Raw genomic sequence first — 19,414 nt, forward strand, 5'->3', positions numbered from 1 at the left:
CGCATCGGCTTCCCTCCACCGGGTTGAGAAGTCGCAAGAAGGTGGCGCTGACCAGGCTTGTTCCGCAGCCCTCATTGTCGTTGATCCAGACGCGCGGGGTGGTACGGCACCCTGCTCGATTGCCTGGATCACCGGTCGTCAGTGTAGAGTGGTAGCGTAGCCCCTTCGCTGGACCTCGAGCTCCGCCGGCGACATCGCCGACCGCAAGCGCACCTCGACATCGACGGCCTCCGCTGAGTTCGCCTCACGCCCGTAGCCTTAGGCAAACATACTGCAAAGCCTAGAATCAGGCGTTCCCATTTACGGCGCTACCGGCCCGCCCATTCTGCAGCGAGCCTGTGGAGTTCCTTCACGACCTTCGGTAACGATGATCAAAGCGGATTTTCCGCCTAAACTAAGCGCTTTATTCAAGTTTTGGCCGTAGATTTCTCCCCAAGCGGGTGATCGTCCTGCGTGGGGGAAGAGAATGTTGAAAGTCTACACCTAATTGCGACGCAGCATGATCTGCGTCTGGTCGCGCTAGCGGCCTTGATCTGCGCCCTAGCCTCCTTCACGGCCGTGAACCTCCTCCACCATGTCGGGCGCAGTGAAAGCGAAATGCGACGGATCTGGCTAGCCGTCGCCGCGGTCGCCACCGGCTTCGGCATCTGGGCGACGCATTTCATAGCCATGTTGGCCTTCCAGCCCGCCGTACCGAGCGGCTACAACATCGCTTTGACGATCATGTCGTTGCTGGCCGCGATCGCTTTGACCGGGACGGGTCTCACGATCAGTACCTCGCCACGCGTTCCACATGGACGCTGGATCGGCGGTGCGATCGTGGGAGCGGCATCGCGGTGATGCACTACACTGGCATGGCCGCATTCGAGATCGCGGGCCGCGTCGTCTGGGATGTGCCGCTCGTCGCCGCCTCAATCATTCTTGGTGGGCTGTTCGGCGCGGCCGCATTGCCGGTTGCCCTTCACGCCAACACGGTCAAGTGGAAGGCGCTCGGCGCCCTCGTGCTGACGGTAGCGATTTGCAGCCACCATTTCACGGCGATGGGCGCGGCCGCAATCATGCCAGACCCGCGCATTGTCATTTCCGCAAGGGCGTTGCCCGCGGACTGGATGGCCGCTGGCGTAGCCCTCGTTTCGATCGTCATCATCCTTTTGGCGATCATCGGCCTCGCCCTCGATGTGCGCGATCTCCGTCGCGCCGGCGAAGCAGCGCGTATGCAGGAGCTGGCCGACGCGGCCGTCGAGGGGCTGATCGTGTGCAACGAAACCGAGATCGTGGCAGCCAATCGCAGTTTCGCCGCGCTTGCCTGCGTCAACGGCTCTCAGCCGGCCGGCCGGCCGCTCGCGTCCTTCTTTCCCACGGTTTTCCAAGGCGAGCTCTCGGGCACTACGCAAACGCCGCTGGAGGTGGGACTATGCGCGACGGACGGCAGCACGGTCCCGGTTGAGCTGATCCGGCACAGCATCCTCTATGCCGGCAAGCAACACCAGGTTCTTGCCGTGCGCGATATCCGCGGGCGCAAGCGGGCGGAGGAAGAGATTCATTTCCTTGCCCACCACGATCCCTTGACCAAGCTTCCAAACCGCACGAGCTTTAACGAAAAGCTGGAGGCCGAGTTTACGACGCATCGCGGCGCTGAGCGGTGCCTTGCCGTTCTCTTCCTCGACCTCGACCTCGACCGCTTCAAGGAGGTCAACGACCTCTTCGGCCATCTCGTCGGAGACGCCGTGCTGCAGTGTGTGGCCGAGAAGATCAGGGGCGTCCTTAAGCCAGGGCAGATGGTTGCGCGCTTGGGCGGCGACGAGTTCGCCGTGATTGTTCCCGGTCTGCCGAGCGCGGGCTATGCGACGCGCACTGCTGAAGCCATCCTGGACGCATTCAACGACACAGGCGCTAACCTGCCCGCCGGTGTCACCATCGGCACCACCATAGGCATCGCTGTATTCCCGAACGATGCACCCGATCGGGAGACCCTTCTGAGCCATGCCGATGCTGCGCTTTATGAGGCAAAGATGCAGGGGCGTGGCCTTTATTGCGTTTTTGAGCCGTCCATGGGTGAGCATCTGCGCGATCGCCGCCAGTTCGAGCACGACATCGGTCACGCGATCTCGCGCAAGGAACTCCGCCTCGTCTATCAACCGCAGGCGGAACTCCTGTCCAACAAGGTCTTCGGTTTCGAAGCGCTGCTCCGGTGGGATCATCCGGAACGCGGCGCAGTTCCGCCGGCGGTGTTCATCCCGGTCGCTGAAGAATGTGGCGCCATTCTGAAGATCGGTGAATGGGTGCTGCGGACCGCCTGCGCCGAAGCGGCAAGCTGGCAACAACCGCTAGCAATCAGCGTCAACGTTTCGGCCATGCAACTCCACGGCGGGAATTTGCCCGAGCTGGTCGGGGCAGTGCTGAAAGAAACCGGTCTCGATCCGTTCCGCCTCGAGCTGGAAATTACCGAAACTTGCCTGATCAAGGATATCGGGCGGGCGCTCGCTGCCCTGCGTCAGCTCAAAAGCCTTGGGGTTCAAATCGCCATGGATGATTTTGGCACCGGATACTCGTCGCTATCGAATCTGCGGGCATTCCCGTTTGATAAGATCAAAGTCGACCAGTCTCTAGTCCGGGCGGTGGATACCAGCGATGAGGCGGCTGCCGTCATGCGTGCGGTCTTTGGCCTCGCTCGGGGCCTCAAGCTCCCGGTCCTGGCAGAGGGCGTCGAAACGGACGCGGAGCTGACCTTCCTGCGGCAAGAAGCCTGCGATGCGATCCAGGGTTACCTACTTGGCCGACCCTGCCCGATTTCCGACTTCGCTCAGCATACGAGCGGCAAAGGCCGGACGCCCGCTTCCCGACGGCTGAGCAACCACGAACTGGGCGTGGTCAAGAACAGCGCGGCCTAGTGCGGAAGCGGGTCGCACGTTCGTGGTGATACTCGCGAGCATTCGGAGATGATGCTGGGTTCTACAGGTCAACAGCTCCTATGCTGAGATGGTGGCGCATTTCGGCAACTCGGTTCTGCCCGCCCAGCCGCGATCGACGGCTGCGCCTTCCGCGTTACATCGAACGGGCGTAGCGCCTCGAGCAGCGGTTCGCCGTGCCGCTGATGCTTGTCCTGGAGAGTACGCGGTTCGGGCGCATGCAAACGTCACACCAATAAGACAGAACGCGGTGTCGGGATAGCGGTGTTCTCCCAAGCGACGAGCTCGAAGATGACGAGGTCGAAACCATCGACTAATTTCGATCCCTTCGAGAATGAGCCGGCTCATTAAACCAGCTTAGCCAACAGGCGTCGAAACAGAAAGCGCGATCGCCAACGCCACAATTGCGAAAACATGGATCACGTTAGGTCGACGATGCCCCTAAGTAAGCATTGCGGTTTTCGCTATCTTCGAATTTCCGAAGGCCTCGGTTTCCAAACTGGGCTGTCCAATTTTTGCGGCTGAAATTTACTTTTTCCGAAGTGTTCGGTGCTAGGAGACCAACACGCAGCTACTACTCTAGCGTGGGGGAGTGAAAGAGTGATGCAGCGTCTGTATGCCGCAAGGTTTGGTGACCTTCTGGCGGGAGACCTGCGAGTTTTTGGCGGGCCCTCGACAATCGAACCACTTGCCGGCCGAATCAGGGCGGAGCAGGTCAGTATCGTGCTTCGCAACACGCCTCTCGGCATGGTTGCGAACATACTCAATGCGGCCACTCTTGTTATGGCGCTTTGGGGCTCCCCGGACCAAACGAAAGCCATCCTCTGGGCGAATGTTATCATCGTCGCCGCCGGGTTCGTAGGCCTAAGAGCGAGATTATCGTTTCAGCCAGTCAAACCAAGGTCAGTGTCTCGCCAAACAACGCAAAACCTGGTGCGGAACGCCTTCCTGTTCGGCACTTGGTGGGGAGCACTTCCCGTCCTGTTCTTCAGCGGGGCAACAAGTGCCGCCCAGGTCGTCATTACCTGCCTGAGCGCCGGGATGATCGCAGGCGGCGCCGCTTCTTTCTCCACGATTCCTATTGCGGCCATCGCGTATACGCTGCCGATCTTCGTCGGTTCGGCGGTTGCGATTGTGTGGATGGAAGGCGCCGTCAATCTGCCCGTTGCAATCCTGATAGTTAGCTACGCCATCACGCTGTTTCGTGCAGTGCTTGCTCACGCGGTCGAATTTACCCAACGCTTCATTCTGCAAGCGGAAAGCGAAAATGCCATTCGCAGGGATGTTCTAACGAGACTGCCAAACCGGTTCAGCTTCAACGAGCGGCTGGAGAACGCGTTGGTGGACGCAAAGCAGTTTGACCAGCACTGTGCGTTGCTTTTGTTCGATCTTAACAATTTTGCCGAGGTGAATGATCGCTTTGGCCGAGCCCTGGCGGATGCCCTTTTGGTCGAAGTGGCTGCGAGACTTCGGAGATCGACGCGGGAGAGCGATGGCATTGCCAGATTGGAGGGCGGCGAATTTGCAATAATTGCTACGCGCGATATCAGGCCAGATCAGATCAGGTCCTTGGCCAAACAGATCATAGAGTCCATGCGCGCCCCTTTCTTGATCGAAGGACGTGAAATTTATTGGAGGGCCTCTATCGGTATCGCTTTGGCGCCCACTGACGGTTTGGATGCCAACCAACTCCTGCGGTGCGTCGACACCGCGCTATACAGGGCTAAGACGCTGGGGGCGGGGTCCATCCAGTTTTTCAGCGCAAGCGACGATGAAGCCGCTGCAAGGCGCCGTGCCCTTGAACGCGATCTGGCATCTGCGCTCGCCAACGACCAGCTTTGGCTCGCATTTCAACCCTTTCTCGACCTCGGGAGCGATCGCATCCGAGGTTTTGAAGCGCTTCTGCGGTGGCAGCATCCGACCCTTGGCCCAATCCCTCCGTCGGAGTTCATACCCATCGCTGAAGAAACGGGTTTGATTCACTCCATCGGACACTGGGTCGTCAAAACGGCTTGTTTGGCGGCGGCGCGCTGGCCGCGCGACTTACGGGTCTCCGTCAACTTGTCGGTAGTGCAGCTTAAGAACAAGGCCTTGCTGGATGGAATTGTAGTGGCCTTGGCTGAAGCCGGCTTGGAGCCCCGAAGACTCGAGGTCGAGATCACAGAAACTGTGCTGATTTCGAATTTTGAAGAAACGATTTCATTCTTACAATCGTTAGTTTCTCTATCCGTCACAGTTGCTCTTGACGATTTTGGCACCGGCTATTCATCACTGACCTATCTTCGTAAACTGCCTCTTTCGCGCCTCAAGATCGACCGATCTTTTGTCCAGGATATGCTCACCGATGCGGACTGCGCTGCGATTGTAAGATCGTTGGTTGAGTTGGCGCATGAGCTTCGAATCGAGGTAACAGCCGAAGGCGTAGAAACTCCCGAACAGCTCGACTATCTGCGCTGCGTCAGATGTGATGAAGCTCAAGGCTATTTAATAGGGAAACCTCTCCGGATAGGCGAAATTCCTGGCATTGCCGCGGAGCCGGTGGGTCAGGAGCTAGGTACTTGAATAGCAGGACCGGCACTTTTGCGGCGATGGTCTGGTTGTCTCGTATCTCGACGGTCACGTTGCCTTGCTCAGGTAGGCTGAAGGCCGCAAGTCCGTACAACCATGGGAGTAGCCCTGTGACGAAGCGGAGGGTGCGGAGCCGCTTCCTCGTGGCGGGTCAACGCCGGAAGATGTACCAAGCGTTTCGTGCGAAATGGTCGGAACGATGCAGATTTTTTTGCCACCTGATCAGCCGCTCTTGCAACAGTATGTATGGAATCGGCCTGCTGGCCTACCGGAGGGCATCACGCCGCTGCCTTCCTCTTGAACCGTCATTGCCCTGACAACACATTCTGCGAGTGTCGGCGGGTGTCGATGAAGCGCCTGTTCACGCAGACCAGTCGTTCAGTAGGTCGGGAGGAACCAATGAGCCCTGAGGCTTTCAGCAGCCCAGTTTTCGTAAAGCGTGCAACCTACATCGTGCAGGAGATTGCCAGCCTTGCGGACGCCATCGATTTCCTCAACGAATGGCCAGAAGATCGCAGAGACGTGATCCACGAGGCAGCCCTCAGGACCTGCTATGATGCATACGATGGGCGAAAACCTGGAAGCGCAGCACGCAATGCCTTTTTCGGCTTTGCGAAACGGGCCGCCATATTAGAAGATGCAATTTCCGCCATGCAATGGCTCGCTGCCTGCAAGTCCGGCCGTGGAAAAGTGCAGGTTTAGGCGTCTGGCACGGGGCACGCCGAGGGGGCATTGTGTCGGGATTTCACGGATAGCAGAAAGCAGAAGCAGGTCTCGACATTAGCGGCGCAACCCCGCCATGAATCAGGTACCGCCCATCGATCGCGAGGGGCGAGCTTCAGTGAGCAGCGGAACCGTTCGGCCGGGCCAAGGTGCGATCGAGGCTATTTGCCTCGCAGGAGCGGAGACATGACCGGATTGAGCAGATTTGAGAGGCCAGTCGTTGTTCGGCTTAGCCTTCACAGCTCAAAGCGGATCGTGTTCGAGGTCAATGACGCGGCCGCTATTTTGCTGCGTGATCTTCAACGTCAGACCGCGAAACGGAAGGCCGCGATGGATGCCTGTCTGCAGGTATTGCGCGGTGAGGCTTATCCAGCGGCGGCTCGAAGAGCTTTCGTGGCAGCCGCGCTTGAAGCAAAGATTCTGCGCAGCGATTAGAAAGCTGGGATGCTCAGGACCTGCTGACGGCCATCGCCGGGACAGCCGGTGGGGTGGAACGATGATGTGAACGCTTGTCCAGGTCCGATACCCGACGCTTCCCGGGACGTGCTCACCTCGAGGCGACTGCCTTGCTTGACTGTGGCACAACAGCGGCGTCGGTGCGAAGCTGACCTCAAGGTGACGAATGCGACAGTTTCAGCGGGTCCGGAGCCGCCGCCCATCGAGGTGCGACCTGCTTCACATGTTCGAGGACCCGCCGAGCTCGAGACTGACCTTCTTGATCTGGTCCGAGCACTGGCGCATGAGCAGCCGGCCAACCTCGGTCGAGCGGGTGAAGCTGATCTTGCGGACCTTGAGGTTTGTGCAGAGTTCGCATCCGACGGCATCGCCCTCAGACGCGTAGATCAGGTTGACCACGCCTTCGGGAAAGCCGGCCTGATGCGCAAGGGCAAACATTGCACCGGCCACGAGCGGCGTCTGTTCAGCGGGTTTCAGCACGATCGCGCAGCCTGCCGCCAAGGCCGGCGAGATCTTGCGCGCCACCATGGAAGCCGGGAAATTCCATGGCGTAATCGTGCCGACGACGCCGATCGGCTGCTTGATCACGGGCAGACGGCGGTCCGTCGATGGTGCGGAGATCGTCTCCCCATAGATGCGGTTGGCCTCTTCGGCGTACCATTGCAGGTAGGCCGCCGCATGCGACACTTCCAATTTGGCCTCGGCAAGGGGCTTGCCCATTTCCGCGGTCAATATCGCGGCAAGGTCATCGGCGTGGTCGATAATCAGCTGATGCCAGCGCCACAGAACGTCGCTGCGTTCACGGGCCGTCAATGCCGCCCATCCAGGCTGCGCGCTATATGCTTTGTCGACCGCAGCCCGCGTCTCCTCGACACCCATATCGGGGAAGCTCTGCCAGCACTTCGCCCGTCGATGGGTTGAGGACCTCAAATGTCCGCTCACTGACTGCTTTGCCAAGCGCCGGCACGCGGTCAAGGCTGCCAAACAGGTCAGGAGATTTGAGGTGGCGGATCAAAGGTGGGAGCAGCGGCAATGTCGATTCCCCAAAAGGCTCTTGGCCTGTCCGGCCGGGTGGACATCTACTGCGCACGTATGGCTTTTGCATAGGACCACCTCTCACGAAAAGTCGCGCATGCTTGGGCCGAGTGGCCCTGCCGCGGGACAGGCCGACGGCCAGCTTCCGTCCATACCGGCGAGGCCCGAACCGTCCGCCAGCGGCGTCGTCCATAGCCCCCATTTGCCCCAAACGATCAACTTCCCGTCGCCCTGCCTGGTAGCTATTGCGCTTCCAGCCCCGTCCGTCTTGGGTATCGCATCGAGGCCGTAACGCGTGTCGTTGTGAGCCTTTACGGGCGGACGCTGGACGGTCCATGAGGAGTTACAGCCGCCGGTCAAATTGAGCCTTGCAGATTTCTCGTTTTTGCGGCGTCTTACTCCAAAGTCGGTTATGAATCGGGACAGGCCTGACGGCCTGCCCACATTGCAATTGTTACAAAGGAAAACGCACATGGCGACTGGAACGGTAAAATGGTTCAACAGCACCAAGGGATTTGGATTTATCCAGCCCGACAATGGCGGTCAGGATGTTTTTGTCCACATTTCCGCCGTTGAACGGGCGGGCCTCTCGACTCTCGCTGACGGCCAGAAGATCAACTATGAAATCGAACAGGACCGCCGCACTGGCAAGTCCTCAGCTGGCAGCCTCAGCAAAGCCGGCTGAATTTTTTTCCCTGACTCCTATCAGCAGCGGAGGGATGCGGTCCGCCCGGATGTGCTGGTCGAGCGATATAAGGGGAGAACAGGGCTCACCGGACGGCTTGAGGAGCAGGCTGCTGTAAGCCCGCGCGAAGTCCTTGGGAGCCAGGCTGCTTGCAAGAGAAGGCGGGTAGACCCCGCCTTTTCATATTCCGGACAGATGCAGATTATGCCAATGGCAGCTGCGCCCCAGAACAAACCTCGATTGCTGAAATCAAGCTGCGACCTTCTTGCGCGTCCGCTTCGCCGGCCCAGGGTTTTCCGGCTCTGCCGGTTTGCGGCCGAGCCCCATCGTCTTGGCCAATGCCGAGCGCGTAGCGGCGTAATTCGGCGCTACCATGGGATAATCCGACGGCAGACCCCATTTGGCGCGATAGTCGTCTGGCGTCAGCCCGTAGTGGGTCGACAGATGGCGCTTGAGCGATTTGAATTTCTTGCCATCGTCAAGGCAGATGATGTAGTCCGGCGTCACCGACTTCCTGATCGATACGGCAGGCTTGAGAACCTCCGGTTCTTCCGCCGAAACGCTAGTGCCGGCCGTGCCTTTGAGTGCCGCGTGCACCTGGCCGATCAGGGCAGGGATTTCGCCCACCGGGACCGGATTGTTCGAGACATAGGCAGAGACGACATCGGCGGTGAGCTCGAGGACGTCGATGTTGTTGTCGGCTTCTTCTGTCATGAAACTCTCCGGGTGGCTTGAAAGACAGTCGGCGAAGTGTCGCTACATAGTGCCGGTTGCCGCTGAAAGCAATAAAGCCCCGGCAAGACTGTTGCGATGCTCGTCCTGCACTGCGGTCAATAGCGACGCTTCCCGCCGTCTTGTGCATTCTGATCCGACCGCGGTTGGCGCATCCCTGCTTGATGTAGCATGAGGGAGCGATCCTGACCTGAAACGCTGGCAAGCCTGTTCTCGATCTCTTTCTACTGAAGATCGGAATCGATCATTCGAAGAATTCCGGTCCGGCACGCTGGACAATGGCTCCCTCTGCGAGCAGAGCTGGCCGCCTGTGAAGCAGCAGAATCGAACTCGCCGGTAGGACAGGCGTTCTCCTGTTCCTCTGCAACCATCTGGTCGAGACCGGAAACGATTGCCACGAGAACCCGGGCGCCAAGGCTCGTGCACCGGGGAGGGGTCCGGTGCCCAGCATCAGCAAGAGCCGGCGGCTCGCGCGTTCAGCTTCGTCCTAGACGAGCCTTCGCCCCGAAAAGCAGCACCGCGCCATTGACGGAGGGGGGCAGGGATGACGCCACGGCGCTTGTGCTGTGGCAGCATCCGCACCGACCGCACCAGTGCTCACAACCGAAAAACCCGCCACTCTTGAGGGCAAGAGCGGCGGGCTTTTTGCAGAGTTACTCGAACTGAATACGCGTTCCCATTCACATTGGCCGCGGATAATTAAGACTGCATTAAAATGCAAAATTTGGGCATCTAAATCGATCCGAGCGCAAGATACCGCGTGCCCGGACGTTCCGCGCCTGAATTGCCTCCGTAGTCATATCGACAAGTCATCAGCCGTCAGAAAATCTTTGCTTGACGTAACGTAAGGTCCCGTGTTTTTCGCCGTGCATGGAGCGACTTCCAGTCTCGGTCCAGGGCGACGAAAATGAGGGGCGGCAATGGTGGCTGGCGAACCAAACGACGTGCGCGTCAAGCGTTGTGGTGGGGGATGGGCCGTTCATATTGTTGAGAACGGCAAACTGACAGTTCATCGGTTCAAGACGCAGTCGCCCGCCGAACATTTTGCCGATGACCAACGAGCCAGGCTCGGCCTTGCTAGCAGGCCACCAATTGACGAACACTGATGTCACATGTGCGGCGGGTGTCACGCCCCGGAGACCATGGCAGGAATGGCCAAAGCCTCATCAGTCTCGTCAAGGATCGAGAAGGTGTAGCGGCCATCTGCGTCAAGATCGACGGAGTAGCTTAGGCGGTCGAGTATGTTGTTATCCTGGTCGAACGTAACGATCCGGGGCTTCAGAGAGGTAATATGCGCTTCGTCCAGGTAGATGGAGTTGCAGACAATGATCTGGTCGTCGGGCTGGCAAGTGCGGGCCGCTGCTCCATTGAGAATACAGCATCGTGAACCGCGCTCGCCCAGGATGACATAGGTCGAAATCCGCGCCCCGGAATTCTTGTTCCATATCTCCACGAATTCCATGGGCAGGATCCCCGCTTCTTCGCAGTGGTCAGGGTCAAGCGTTATCGAACCGTGGTAGTTGAGGTTCGCTTCGGTGACGTAGATGCCGTGCAGCTTGCCGGCGACTAGTTTTCGCATGGGTCTGTTGTCCTATCCATAATGAATCCTGCCGTCCTCGGAGCAGCCAGGTGTTCGGCTAAATTCCGACGACGAGTGCACCGCCGCTGAGACCCGCACCCGCTGCCGCCAGCAGGATTTTCTCGCCCGGTCGAAATGGGTCCGTCCGATGGGCCAGCGAGAGCGACAGTGGGATCGTCGCGGCGGAAGAGTTGCCGTAATCGGCGATCGTCTTGACGATCGCTTGATCTGCTATGCCGAGGTTCCTGCCGACCGCATCGAAAATGCGGGCATTGGCCTGATGCGGCACGAACCGGTCGATGTCCTGCGGCCGCATTCGGGCAGCAGTGAGCGCGTCCTGCGAGCAGGCAGTCATCATCTCGACCGCCTTGGCGAACACTTCACGGCCGTCGGTGATCGTCATTCTAGTCTGCTCGAGGTCGAGGTCGCCGTGGAACGGCTTGTTGCTTCCTCCGGCAGGAATCTGGATCAGCCCGTAGCGCGAGCCATCGGAATCCACCGAGGCACCGAGAATGCCGCGATCGGGGTCCTCGCAGGGGCCAATCACCAGGGCGCCGGCGGCATCGGCAAACAGCACGGCGCTGGCGCGCTCAGCCGGATTGATGCGACGGCTGAGGATGTTGGCAGCGATGACAAGGGCCGATTTGCCATGCAGGCGGGTGAACCCGTCCGCGAACATCAGCGCATAGATGAAGCCGGCGCAAGCACCAGCGAGGTCGACCGCGCCTGCACGGCCGAGACCCAGACGATGAGCTACGAGCGGCGCGCTGGGCGGCAGGAGGTGATCGGGTGTCGAGGTGGCAAGCAACAGCAGCCCGATGTCGCTCCGCTCGATGCCGGCATTCGCCAGCGCCATGTCGCCGGCATGCGCGGCAAGGCCCGACAACGTGTCCTCGTCGTTCGCCCAGAAGCGTGACCGTATCCCGGTGCGTCGCTCGATCCAGCCCGGTTCGAGCCCGAGACGGCTTTCGATTTCCGGGTTCTCGACTTTTCGCCCAGGCGCGTGATGACCGAACCCGAGAATGCGCGACGACCTGCTCATGGCTTTGAGCCGAAGCGTTCGCCGGCCACCTCGATCGCGTCATAGAGCCCGTCGAGCTCCTCGCCGGTGATGCAATAGGGTGGCAGAAGATAGAGGACATTGCCAAGCGGGCGCACAAGCAGACCCTTGTCGAGGAAGAACGCGCGCAGTTTCGGCCCGATCTCGGCCAGATAGCCGGCTGAGCCGGCGCGCAGGTCGAGAGCCACGATCGTGCCGGTCGCCCGGCTGTCGGTGAAGAAAGGGTTGTCGAGAAAGCGTCGAAGCCCGGTGGCCTGCATCGCGCTCAAGTCCGCAATGCGCTCGGCCACCGGCTCGTCGCGCCAGATCTCGACATTGGCAAGTGCTGCCGCGCAGGCAATCGGGTTGGCGGTGTAGGAGCTCGAATGAAAGAAGGTCTTCGTCCGGTCCGTCGAATAGTGAGCCTGGAAGATGGCATCGGTGGCAAGCGTGGCGGCCAGCGGGATGGCGCCGCCGGTCAAGCCTTTCGAGGTGCACAAGATGTCCGGCGAGATGGACGCCTGCTCGCAGGCGAACATGGTTCCGGTGCGTCCCCAGCCAGTCATCACTTCGTCGGCGATCAGGAGCGTGCCGGAGGCTTCGGCGATTTTCTTCAATTCGGTGAGAACCCAGGCCGGATACATCAGCATGCCGCCGGCGCCAAGCACCAGCGGTTCGACGATCAGCGCGGCGGCGCGCAGGTCGCGGCAGACAGCCTCGAACCGATCCAGTGTCTCCTGCGCGCGCCCGGCGGCCGGGAAGGGGATGGTGTCGACCTCGAATAGCAAAGGCTCATAGGCGGCGTTGAACACACCGCGGGCGCCGACGCTCATCGTGCCGATCGTGTCGCCATGATAGTTGTGCTCCATGACGACGATGCGCGAGCGCGGGGCGCCGATATTGCGGAAATAACCGAGCGCCATCTTCAGCGCGACTTCGACGCAGGTCGAGCCGCTGTCGGAATAGAACACCCAATCGAGTCCGCCGGGAGCGAGTCCGACAAGCGCCTTGGCCAGGCGCTCTGCCGGCTCGTGCGTGAAGCCCGCAAAGATAATCTGGTCGAGGCTCGACGCGGTTGTCTCGATAGCCTTCATGATGCGCGGATGGCGGTGGCCATGGGTAACGACCCACCAGGAGGAGATGGCGTCCAGGATGCGCGCGCCGTCGGCCTTGTGGAGATAGGCGCCTTCGGTCATGACGATTTCAGGAATCGCCGGCTCGAGCGCATGCTGGGTGAAGGGGTGCCAGACATGGGACTGCGACATCAGTCACCTCCCGCAATCGAGGCGAAGGCGAAGCCGGCAATCATTGCATCCCTCAGCGTTTCTCTCGTCAAAGGATCGAGGTGCGGCAGCCTGCCGAGCTGCGGCGCACCGCTGAATTCCACGATTGTCCGTTGTGTATCGGCCATCTCATCGCCGATGAAAGCGATGCCGGCCAGCGGGATGGAGCGGGCCCGCAGAGCTTCGATTGAGAGGAGCGTGTGGTTGATGGTGCCGAGCGTGGTGCGGGCACACAAAATTACTGGCAGCCGCCACTCAGCGAAGATGTCGATGAACCTTGTGCGCCGGTTGAGCGGCACCATCAGCCCGCCCGCGCCCTCGATGACGAGCGGCGTCGGCAGGACGGGAAAAGTAAGATCGGCACCCTTGATCGCGAGGCCGTCGATCTCGGCCGAACGATGCGGCGACAGCGGGCTCTTCAAGCGGTAGGCTTCCGGCAGCACGCGCTCCGAGGGCAAGCCGGCAAGCCGCGCAACCACCTCGCTGTCGGTCTCGCCGTCGAGGCCCGATTGCACCGGCTTCCAGTAGAAACCGTCGAGCAGGCCGGCGAGGCCAGCCGCAAACACGGTCTTGCCAATTCCGGTGTCGGTTCCGGTGATGACGATGCGTTGGGTCATACCGCTCCGGTCATGTTTGGGCCAACACCTCAACGAGCGCGTCGACCATGGCCGAGATGGCAGCTTCGTCGACGTTGAGCGTCAGCGAAATGCGCAGGCGCGATGTGCCCTCTGGCACGGTCGGCGGGCGGATGCCGCGGATGTCGAAGCCGCGGGCCTGCAGTGCCGCCGCCACCACCATGGTGCGCCCGACATCGCCGATGGCAAAGGGCTGGATCTGCGAGCCGCTCGGCTTCACGCCGCAGCGCTCGGCCAATTGACGGCCGGCGAAGGCAACGCGATCCTGCAGCTGAACGCGACGCATGGGCTCGTCGGACAGCATGGCGAGCGCTTCGCGCACTGCCACCGCCATCAGCGGCGATGGCGCGGTGGCGTAGATGAATGGCCGGCACCGATTGATGAGATAGTCGCACAGCGTTCGCGGTCCGGTGACCAGTGCGCCCGACGCGCCGAGCGCCTTGCCGCAAGTATGGAGCGCGACGATGTTGTCGCGGCCCTTCAATGCGGCGGCCAGCCCCCGGCCATCCGGTCCCCAGACACCGGTGGCATGCGCTTCGTCGACGACAAGGAATGCCTCGTGCCGATCGGCAAGCGCGACAAGACTTTTTAGCGGCGCGCGGTCACCATCCATGCTGTAGAGGCTTTCGATCGCGATCCAGACGCGACCCATGCCGCCTTCGGCGCGCCAGCGCGTGATCGCGTCCTCGGCAGCATCGACGTCGTTGTGCGCAACCAGCTTGAACTCGGCGCGTCCTGCCCGCGCCCCCTCATTTATGCTGGCATGGGCGAGTTCGTCGAGGACCAGCAGGTCGCCCTTCTGTGGCAGCGCGGTCAGAAGGGCGAAGTTGGCGATGTAGCCGCTGCCAAAGAACAGCGCGCGTTCGGTGCCGAAGAACGCCGCCGCGTCTGCCTCCAGTTGCTCATGCTCCGGCGCGTTGCCGCGCAACAGCCGCGACCCGGTTGCGCCAACCGGCGTACCCCGCGCAATGGCAGCCGCAACCGCCTCGCCAAGTCTCCTGGAGGCGGCCAGCCCGAGATAGTCGTTCGACGAGAAGTCGAGCCCGGCGCGTGGCGCAAGTGTGCGCAACCGGTCCCTGCGCCCGGCGCGTGGCGCAAGTGTGCGCAACCGGTCCCTGCGCGCCAGTCCCTGCAAGGTTGCCTCGTAGCGGGCACGCGGTGCCCCGTTCATTGCGCCTCGACTGCCATCGGCTCGATGCCAAGGCGCCGGAAGAGCAAAAGATCCTTGTCCTCGCCGGGATTTTCCGCCGTCAGCAGCGTGTCCCCAACGAATATGGAATTGGCGCCGGCGAAAAAGCACAGTGCCTGCATTTCGTCGCTCATCGCCGTCCTGCCGGCGGACAGCCTTATAAAGGACTTGGGCATCATGACGCGAGCGAGCGCAATTGTACGCACGAAGTCGAGCGGGTCGAGGGGGCCGGCCTCGGCAAGCGGCGTGCCCTTGATGGGGATCAGAAGGTTGATCGGCACGCTTTCGGGCGGCTCAGGCAGGTTGGCCAGCGTGACCAGCATGTCGATGCGGTCGGCCTTTTCCTCGCCCATCCCGAAAATGCCACCGCAGCAGACCTTTATGCCAGCCTCGCGCACGTGGCCAAGCGTTTGCAGCCGGTCGGCAAAGGTGTGGGTGGAGACAACCTCTGGGTAGTAGCGCTCGGAGGTGTCGATGTTGTGGTTATAGTAGTCGAGGCCGGCCGCCTTTAAGCGTTGCGCCTGGCCAAGTTCGAGCATGCCGAGCGTCATGCAGGTCTCCATGCCGAGTGCCTTTATGCCCTCGACCATGGCGATCAGGGCGTTCATGTCACGCTCCTTCGGGTGGCGCCAGGCCGCGCCCATGCAATAGCGGGTGGCGCCGGCGTCACGCGCCTTGGTCGCCTCAGTGATGACCCGCTCGACCTCCATCAGCTTCGTGGCCTTCAGGCCGGTTTCGTGATGCGCCGACTTGCTGCAATAACCGCAATCCTCCGGGCATCCGCCGGTCTTGATGCTGAGCAGCCGCGACAGCTGCACCCGGTTGCGATCGAAGTTCTGGCGGTGAACCGTCTGAGCCAGGAAGAGCAGGTCATTGAACGGCATGCCGTGGATCGCCTCCGCCTCCTTGCTGCTCCATCGGGGTAGCGCTACGTCGATGGTGTCCACAACCTGGTTCACATCGGTTTCCGCGTTCATTTCAATCGTCATCTTCAAAAGCCTTTGTTGCTGGTCGGCGAGCGCGTGCAGGGGTCAATCGACAGGCGGGGCTCGCAGCGCTATGACCGTCGTCAGCGCAATGCGCCTCGAATCTCACGTCGTTGAACGGTAACAGGCTCGCTTCGAGCACCTTTTCGCTGCGTGCAGGTCCGAGGGGTACTGCTCTTCATTTCGTATCCATCAGTTCAAGCGGGTGCCGATGTTTCCCAGGGCTGGCATGTCCAGGCCGATATCGAGGATCGGCGCGCTGTGGGTCAGCCAGCCCATGGAAATGAGATCGACACCGGTGGCTGCGATTGCGGGAGCCGTTTTCGGTGTCACCCGACCTGAGGCCTCGGTGATTGTGCGGCCGCCGACCGTTGCCACGGCGCGGGCAAGGTCCTCGACTGACATATTGTCCAGCAGCACCGCGTCGACTCCAACTGTAAGCGCGATATCCAGCTGTTCCAGCGTGTCGACCTCAACCTCGATCTTCACCATGTGGCCTGCGGCGGCGCGCGCCCGCTCTATAGCTGTGCGGATGTCACCGGCGATCGCTATGTGGTTGTCCTTGATAAGCACGCCGTCGTCGAGCCCGAAGCGGTGATTGGCGCCGCCGCCGACGCGCACGGCGTATTTCTCGAGCGCGCGCAGGCCGGGAGTCGTCTTTCGAGTGCATACGATCCTCGCCTTGTGGCCACGCACGGACTCCACCATCGCCGCTGTGGCTGTGGCAATGCCGCTCAGGCGACACAGGAAATTGAGCGCTGTGCGCTCGGCTGCGAGCAGGCCGCGCGCCGGTCCACACAGCTTCGCGATGGTTTCGCCCGCCCCGACATCACTGCCGTCAGGACGCCAAATGTGAATGTCGATCGCGGGCTCCACGAGCAGGAAGGCGTACGCGACCAGATCGAGCCCGGCAACGATGCCCGCCTGTCGCGATTTGAGCACCAAGGTGGCAATGCAATCGTGGGGGATCACTGCATCGCTGGTCAGGTCGCCGCATCTGCCAAGGTCTTCGAGAAGGGCACCGCGCACGATCGGTTCGATCAGTGTCGAGGGGAGGGGTGAGAATGAAACCATATCACGTGCTCCGTATCGGTGCCCGGCAACTGAGTGCGGCGGCGGCCTGCATTGCGCTGTTCAGCGTCAGCCGTGACGTACACGCGTCTGCATCGCGCCGGGGGAAATCGGATCGACAGTGCGCGCCGCGGCTCTCTTCTCGCCGTAGGGCTGCAACGGCCAGCATCAGTGAGACCAAAGCCGGGCCGGACTTGGGGCCGTCGTGACCTGCCATCGGCAGCAGGGTCGCCACCGCTTCGCGCATCGTCTGGCCATCGCGGATGATGCCGAGTGCGGCGGAGACGACCGCCCTGATGCCTGAAGCGTCTGGCCGTGAAGGCACCAACGTGGAACATACACGCCGTCGCCGGGTATACGATGCGCCGGCAACGCTTTCAGCAACCCAGCTCGCGGTGACCGCCGCTTCGGTGAGCGAGTTGCTTGCGAGACGATTGGCGCCGTGCAGGCCAGTACAAGCAACCTCGCCGCACGCCCACAATCCCTCGACGGAGCTGCGGCCGCCGGCGTCTACGGCAACGCCGCCCATGTGATAATGTGCCGCTGGGCGCACCGGAATCGGGTCGGTCGCAGGATCTACGCCTGCCTCGCGGCAGAAACCGGCAATGCCTGGGAAGCGCTTTTCAAAACTAGGGCCGAGACATCGCCGCGCGTCCAGGAACACGCGGCCCCCGGCAGCAAGCTGATGCCAAACAGCGCGCGCCACCACGTCGCGAGGCGCAAGCTCGCCGCCAGGCGTTTCAGCGAGGAAGCGCTCTCCTCGCTCGTCAATGAGCATCGCGCCTTCGCCGCGCACTGCTTCGCTCACCAGCGGCATCGGCCGACACGGGGTGTCGAGGGCGGTCGGATGGAACTGCACGAATTCCAGGTCGGCGAGCTCTGCCCCGGCCCAGGCAGCGAGTGCCAGCCCGTGTCCCCATGAGCCAGGCGGGTTTGTCGTGTCGCAAAACAGGCCGCCGATGCCGCCGGTTGCCAGCACCGCGCGGCGCGTGGGCAAAGCGACCGCACCCGCGTACCCAACCGCGACCACGGCGATGACCGACCCGTCTTCCACGATCAGGCGGCGGACCTCCACGTTTTCGAGAATAGTGATCGAGGCTGTCCGGCGCGCTGCGGCGATGAGTGCGCGGACCAGCTCCCGACCCGTGGCGTCGCCGCCGGCATGCACGATCCGCCGTTGCGAATGTGCTGCCTCAAGCCCGAGCCGCAAAGCGCCTTCAGGGTAGCGGTCGAAGGCGACGCCGAACCGGTCCAGGGTCTTGATCGCATTGGTTGCAGCCCGGACCACTCGCCGCACCGTCGCCTCGTCGCAGAGGCCGTCGCCGGCTGCAATTGTGTCGCAAAGATGAAGTTCGGGGTCGTCGTCGCCGCCGAGACTTGCCGCAAGACCACCCTGAGCGAGCTCGCTGCAGACTCCGGTTCCAAGCGGCGCATTGGACAGAAGCACGACCGGTTCCGGCGCTAGATGAAGCGCCGTCATCAGGCCGGCAATGCCGGCGCCGATGACGACCGGCGCTCCGGCGATGTCGAGGACATCAAGGTTCATATTGAAAGCATGCGCTCGACCGCGCGGCGGGCGGGGTCGGCTATCCCGGGATCGATCCGGATCTCGTACCGGTTCTCCTCGAGCGCGGCGCGAATGTTGGCGAGCGTGATGCGCTTCATGTGTGGGCAAAGATTGCAGGGGCGAACGAACTCGACGTCGGGATGCGCGACCGCGACGTTGTCGCTCATCGAACATTCCGTCATCAACACGACCCGTGCCGGTTTCTCCCGCTCGACATAATCCGACATGGCGGCCGTCGACCCCGAGAAATCCGCCTCTCTGACAACGTCGGGCGGACATTCGGGATGGGCGAGCACGACCACGCCCGCGTGTGCAGCGCGCAGCTCGCGGATATCGGCCGGGGTGAAGCGCTCATGCACCTCGCAATGACCCTTCCAGGCGATGATCTCGACCTTCGTCTGGGCGGCGATGTTCTTCGCAAGAAATTCATCGGGCAGCATGATCACACGCGGCACGCCGAGCGATTCCACTACCGCCTTGGCGTTGCCCGAGGTGCAGCAGATGTCGGATTGGGCCTTCACGGCGGCGGACGTATTGACATAGGTGACAACCGGGACCTCCGGATAGCGCTGCCGCATCAGCTGCACATCTTGTGCCGTGATCGAATCCGCCAGTGAGCAACCGGCGCCCATGTCCGGGATGAGCACGGTCGTGTTCGGATTTAGCAGCTTTGCGGTCTCGGCCATGAAATGCACGCCGGCAACCACGATGATGTCGGCATCCACCGCCATTGCTTTACGGGCCAGTGCGAGGCTGTCGCCGACGACGTCTGCGACGCAATGGAAGATCTCAGGCGTCTGATAATTGTGCGCCAGGATGATGGCGTTGCGCTCCCGCTTCAGCGCGAGGATGGCATCAATGTCGTTTGCAAAGGCCGACCATTCGACTGGCGGGACCACGCGCCGGACGCGCTCGTACAAGGACGCGGCAGTAGGTAACGCCCCAGTCATCAGCGCC

Annotated in this window: 16 protein-coding genes and 1 pseudogene; 6 read left to right on the plus strand and 11 right to left on the minus strand. The window is 61.7% G+C overall.

Annotated elements, in window-relative coordinates; genetic code table 11:
* The first annotated feature begins 453 nt into the window (after positions 1 to 453).
* The 5 genes from LHFGNBLO_RS02885 to LHFGNBLO_RS02905 all read left to right on the plus strand — a co-directional run bounded on the left by LHFGNBLO_RS02885 (position 454) and on the right by LHFGNBLO_RS02905 (position 6,635).
* Positions 454 to 840 carry an MHYT domain-containing protein gene (locus tag LHFGNBLO_RS02885; protein ID WP_258600007.1) on the plus strand — a complete coding sequence of 129 codons (387 nt, stop codon included), beginning with the start codon at positions 454 to 456 and terminating at the stop codon, positions 838 to 840.
* Positions 840 to 2,891 carry a putative bifunctional diguanylate cyclase/phosphodiesterase gene (locus tag LHFGNBLO_RS02890; protein ID WP_258600013.1) on the plus strand — a complete coding sequence of 684 codons (2,052 nt, stop codon included), beginning with the start codon at positions 840 to 842 and terminating at the stop codon, positions 2,889 to 2,891. The genes LHFGNBLO_RS02885 and LHFGNBLO_RS02890 overlap by 1 nt, the downstream gene beginning before the upstream one ends.
* Positions 2,892 to 3,512: 621 nt before the next feature.
* Positions 3,513 to 5,471 carry a putative bifunctional diguanylate cyclase/phosphodiesterase gene (locus LHFGNBLO_RS02895; RefSeq protein ID WP_258600497.1) on the plus strand — a complete coding sequence of 653 codons (1,959 nt, stop codon included), beginning with the start codon at positions 3,513 to 3,515 and terminating at the stop codon, positions 5,469 to 5,471.
* 405 nt (positions 5,472 to 5,876) lie between these two features.
* Complete coding sequence (locus LHFGNBLO_RS02900; protein WP_258600014.1) at positions 5,877 to 6,179, plus strand: DUF982 domain-containing protein; 303 nt, start codon at positions 5,877 to 5,879, stop codon at positions 6,177 to 6,179.
* 207 nt (positions 6,180 to 6,386) lie between these two features.
* Positions 6,387 to 6,635, plus strand: coding sequence for a DUF982 domain-containing protein (locus LHFGNBLO_RS02905; RefSeq protein ID WP_258600015.1), 249 nt, complete (start codon positions 6,387 to 6,389; stop codon positions 6,633 to 6,635).
* Positions 6,636 to 6,884: 249 nt separating this feature from the next.
* On the opposite strand, the pseudogene LHFGNBLO_RS02910 reads toward LHFGNBLO_RS02905, so the two are convergent.
* Positions 6,885 to 7,689 (minus strand): annotated as a pseudogene (locus tag LHFGNBLO_RS02910) (aldehyde dehydrogenase family protein); the annotation flags it as partial.
* A gap of 474 nt (positions 7,690 to 8,163) precedes the next feature.
* On the opposite strand from LHFGNBLO_RS02910, the gene LHFGNBLO_RS02915 reads away from it, so the two are divergent.
* Positions 8,164 to 8,376 carry a cold-shock protein gene (locus LHFGNBLO_RS02915; protein WP_023749661.1) on the plus strand — a complete coding sequence of 71 codons (213 nt, stop codon included), beginning with the start codon at positions 8,164 to 8,166 and terminating at the stop codon, positions 8,374 to 8,376.
* 249 nt (positions 8,377 to 8,625) lie between these two features.
* Here the strand turns inward: LHFGNBLO_RS02915 and LHFGNBLO_RS02920 are convergent, their stop codons facing one another.
* The 10 genes from LHFGNBLO_RS02920 to nadA form a co-directional block, all read right to left on the minus strand.
* A complete protein-coding gene (locus LHFGNBLO_RS02920; protein WP_258600017.1) occupies positions 8,626 to 9,090 on the minus strand; it encodes a MucR family transcriptional regulator in 465 nt (154 codons plus the stop codon).
* Between the two features lie 1,144 nt (positions 9,091 to 10,234).
* A complete protein-coding gene (panD, locus tag LHFGNBLO_RS02925; protein ID WP_111548091.1) occupies positions 10,235 to 10,687 on the minus strand; it encodes an aspartate 1-decarboxylase in 453 nt (150 codons plus the stop codon).
* 58 nt (positions 10,688 to 10,745) lie between these two features.
* Positions 10,746 to 11,729, minus strand: coding sequence for a beta-ketoacyl-ACP synthase III (locus LHFGNBLO_RS02930; protein ID WP_258600018.1), 984 nt, complete (start codon positions 11,727 to 11,729; stop codon positions 10,746 to 10,748).
* A complete protein-coding gene (locus tag LHFGNBLO_RS02935; RefSeq protein WP_258600020.1) occupies positions 11,726 to 12,991 on the minus strand; it encodes an adenosylmethionine--8-amino-7-oxononanoate transaminase in 1,266 nt (421 codons plus the stop codon). Before LHFGNBLO_RS02935 ends, LHFGNBLO_RS02930 begins: the two co-directional genes overlap by 4 nt.
* Positions 12,991 to 13,626: a dethiobiotin synthase gene (bioD, locus tag LHFGNBLO_RS02940; RefSeq protein WP_258600021.1), complete on the minus strand. Its 636-nt coding sequence runs from the start codon at positions 13,624 to 13,626 to the stop codon at positions 12,991 to 12,993. The genes LHFGNBLO_RS02935 and bioD overlap by 1 nt, the downstream gene beginning before the upstream one ends.
* A gap of 10 nt (positions 13,627 to 13,636) precedes the next feature.
* On the minus strand, positions 13,637 to 14,815 hold the full coding sequence (locus LHFGNBLO_RS02945) for an 8-amino-7-oxononanoate synthase (RefSeq protein ID WP_258600023.1): 1,179 nt from the start codon (positions 14,813 to 14,815) through the stop codon (positions 13,637 to 13,639).
* Positions 14,812 to 15,822: a biotin synthase BioB gene (bioB, locus tag LHFGNBLO_RS02950; RefSeq protein ID WP_413774618.1), complete on the minus strand. Its 1,011-nt coding sequence runs from the start codon at positions 15,820 to 15,822 to the stop codon at positions 14,812 to 14,814. The genes LHFGNBLO_RS02945 and bioB overlap by 4 nt, the downstream gene beginning before the upstream one ends.
* Before the next feature lie 189 nt (positions 15,823 to 16,011).
* The gene (nadC, locus tag LHFGNBLO_RS02955; protein ID WP_183455240.1) at positions 16,012 to 16,893 is read right to left on the minus strand and encodes a carboxylating nicotinate-nucleotide diphosphorylase; all 882 of its coding nucleotides are present in this window, start codon (positions 16,891 to 16,893) and stop codon (positions 16,012 to 16,014) included.
* A 1-nt stretch (position 16,894) separates the two neighbouring features.
* Positions 16,895 to 18,436, minus strand: coding sequence for an L-aspartate oxidase (locus LHFGNBLO_RS02960; protein ID WP_258600025.1), 1,542 nt, complete (start codon positions 18,434 to 18,436; stop codon positions 16,895 to 16,897).
* Positions 18,433 to 19,407: a quinolinate synthase NadA gene (nadA, locus tag LHFGNBLO_RS02965; RefSeq protein WP_183455238.1), complete on the minus strand. Its 975-nt coding sequence runs from the start codon at positions 19,405 to 19,407 to the stop codon at positions 18,433 to 18,435. Before nadA ends, LHFGNBLO_RS02960 begins: the two co-directional genes overlap by 4 nt.
* Positions 19,408 to 19,414: the final 7 nt, after the last annotated feature.

Source organism: Mesorhizobium sp. AR10 (assembly GCF_024746795.1).
Taxonomy (GTDB): domain Bacteria; phylum Pseudomonadota; class Alphaproteobacteria; order Rhizobiales; family Rhizobiaceae; genus Mesorhizobium.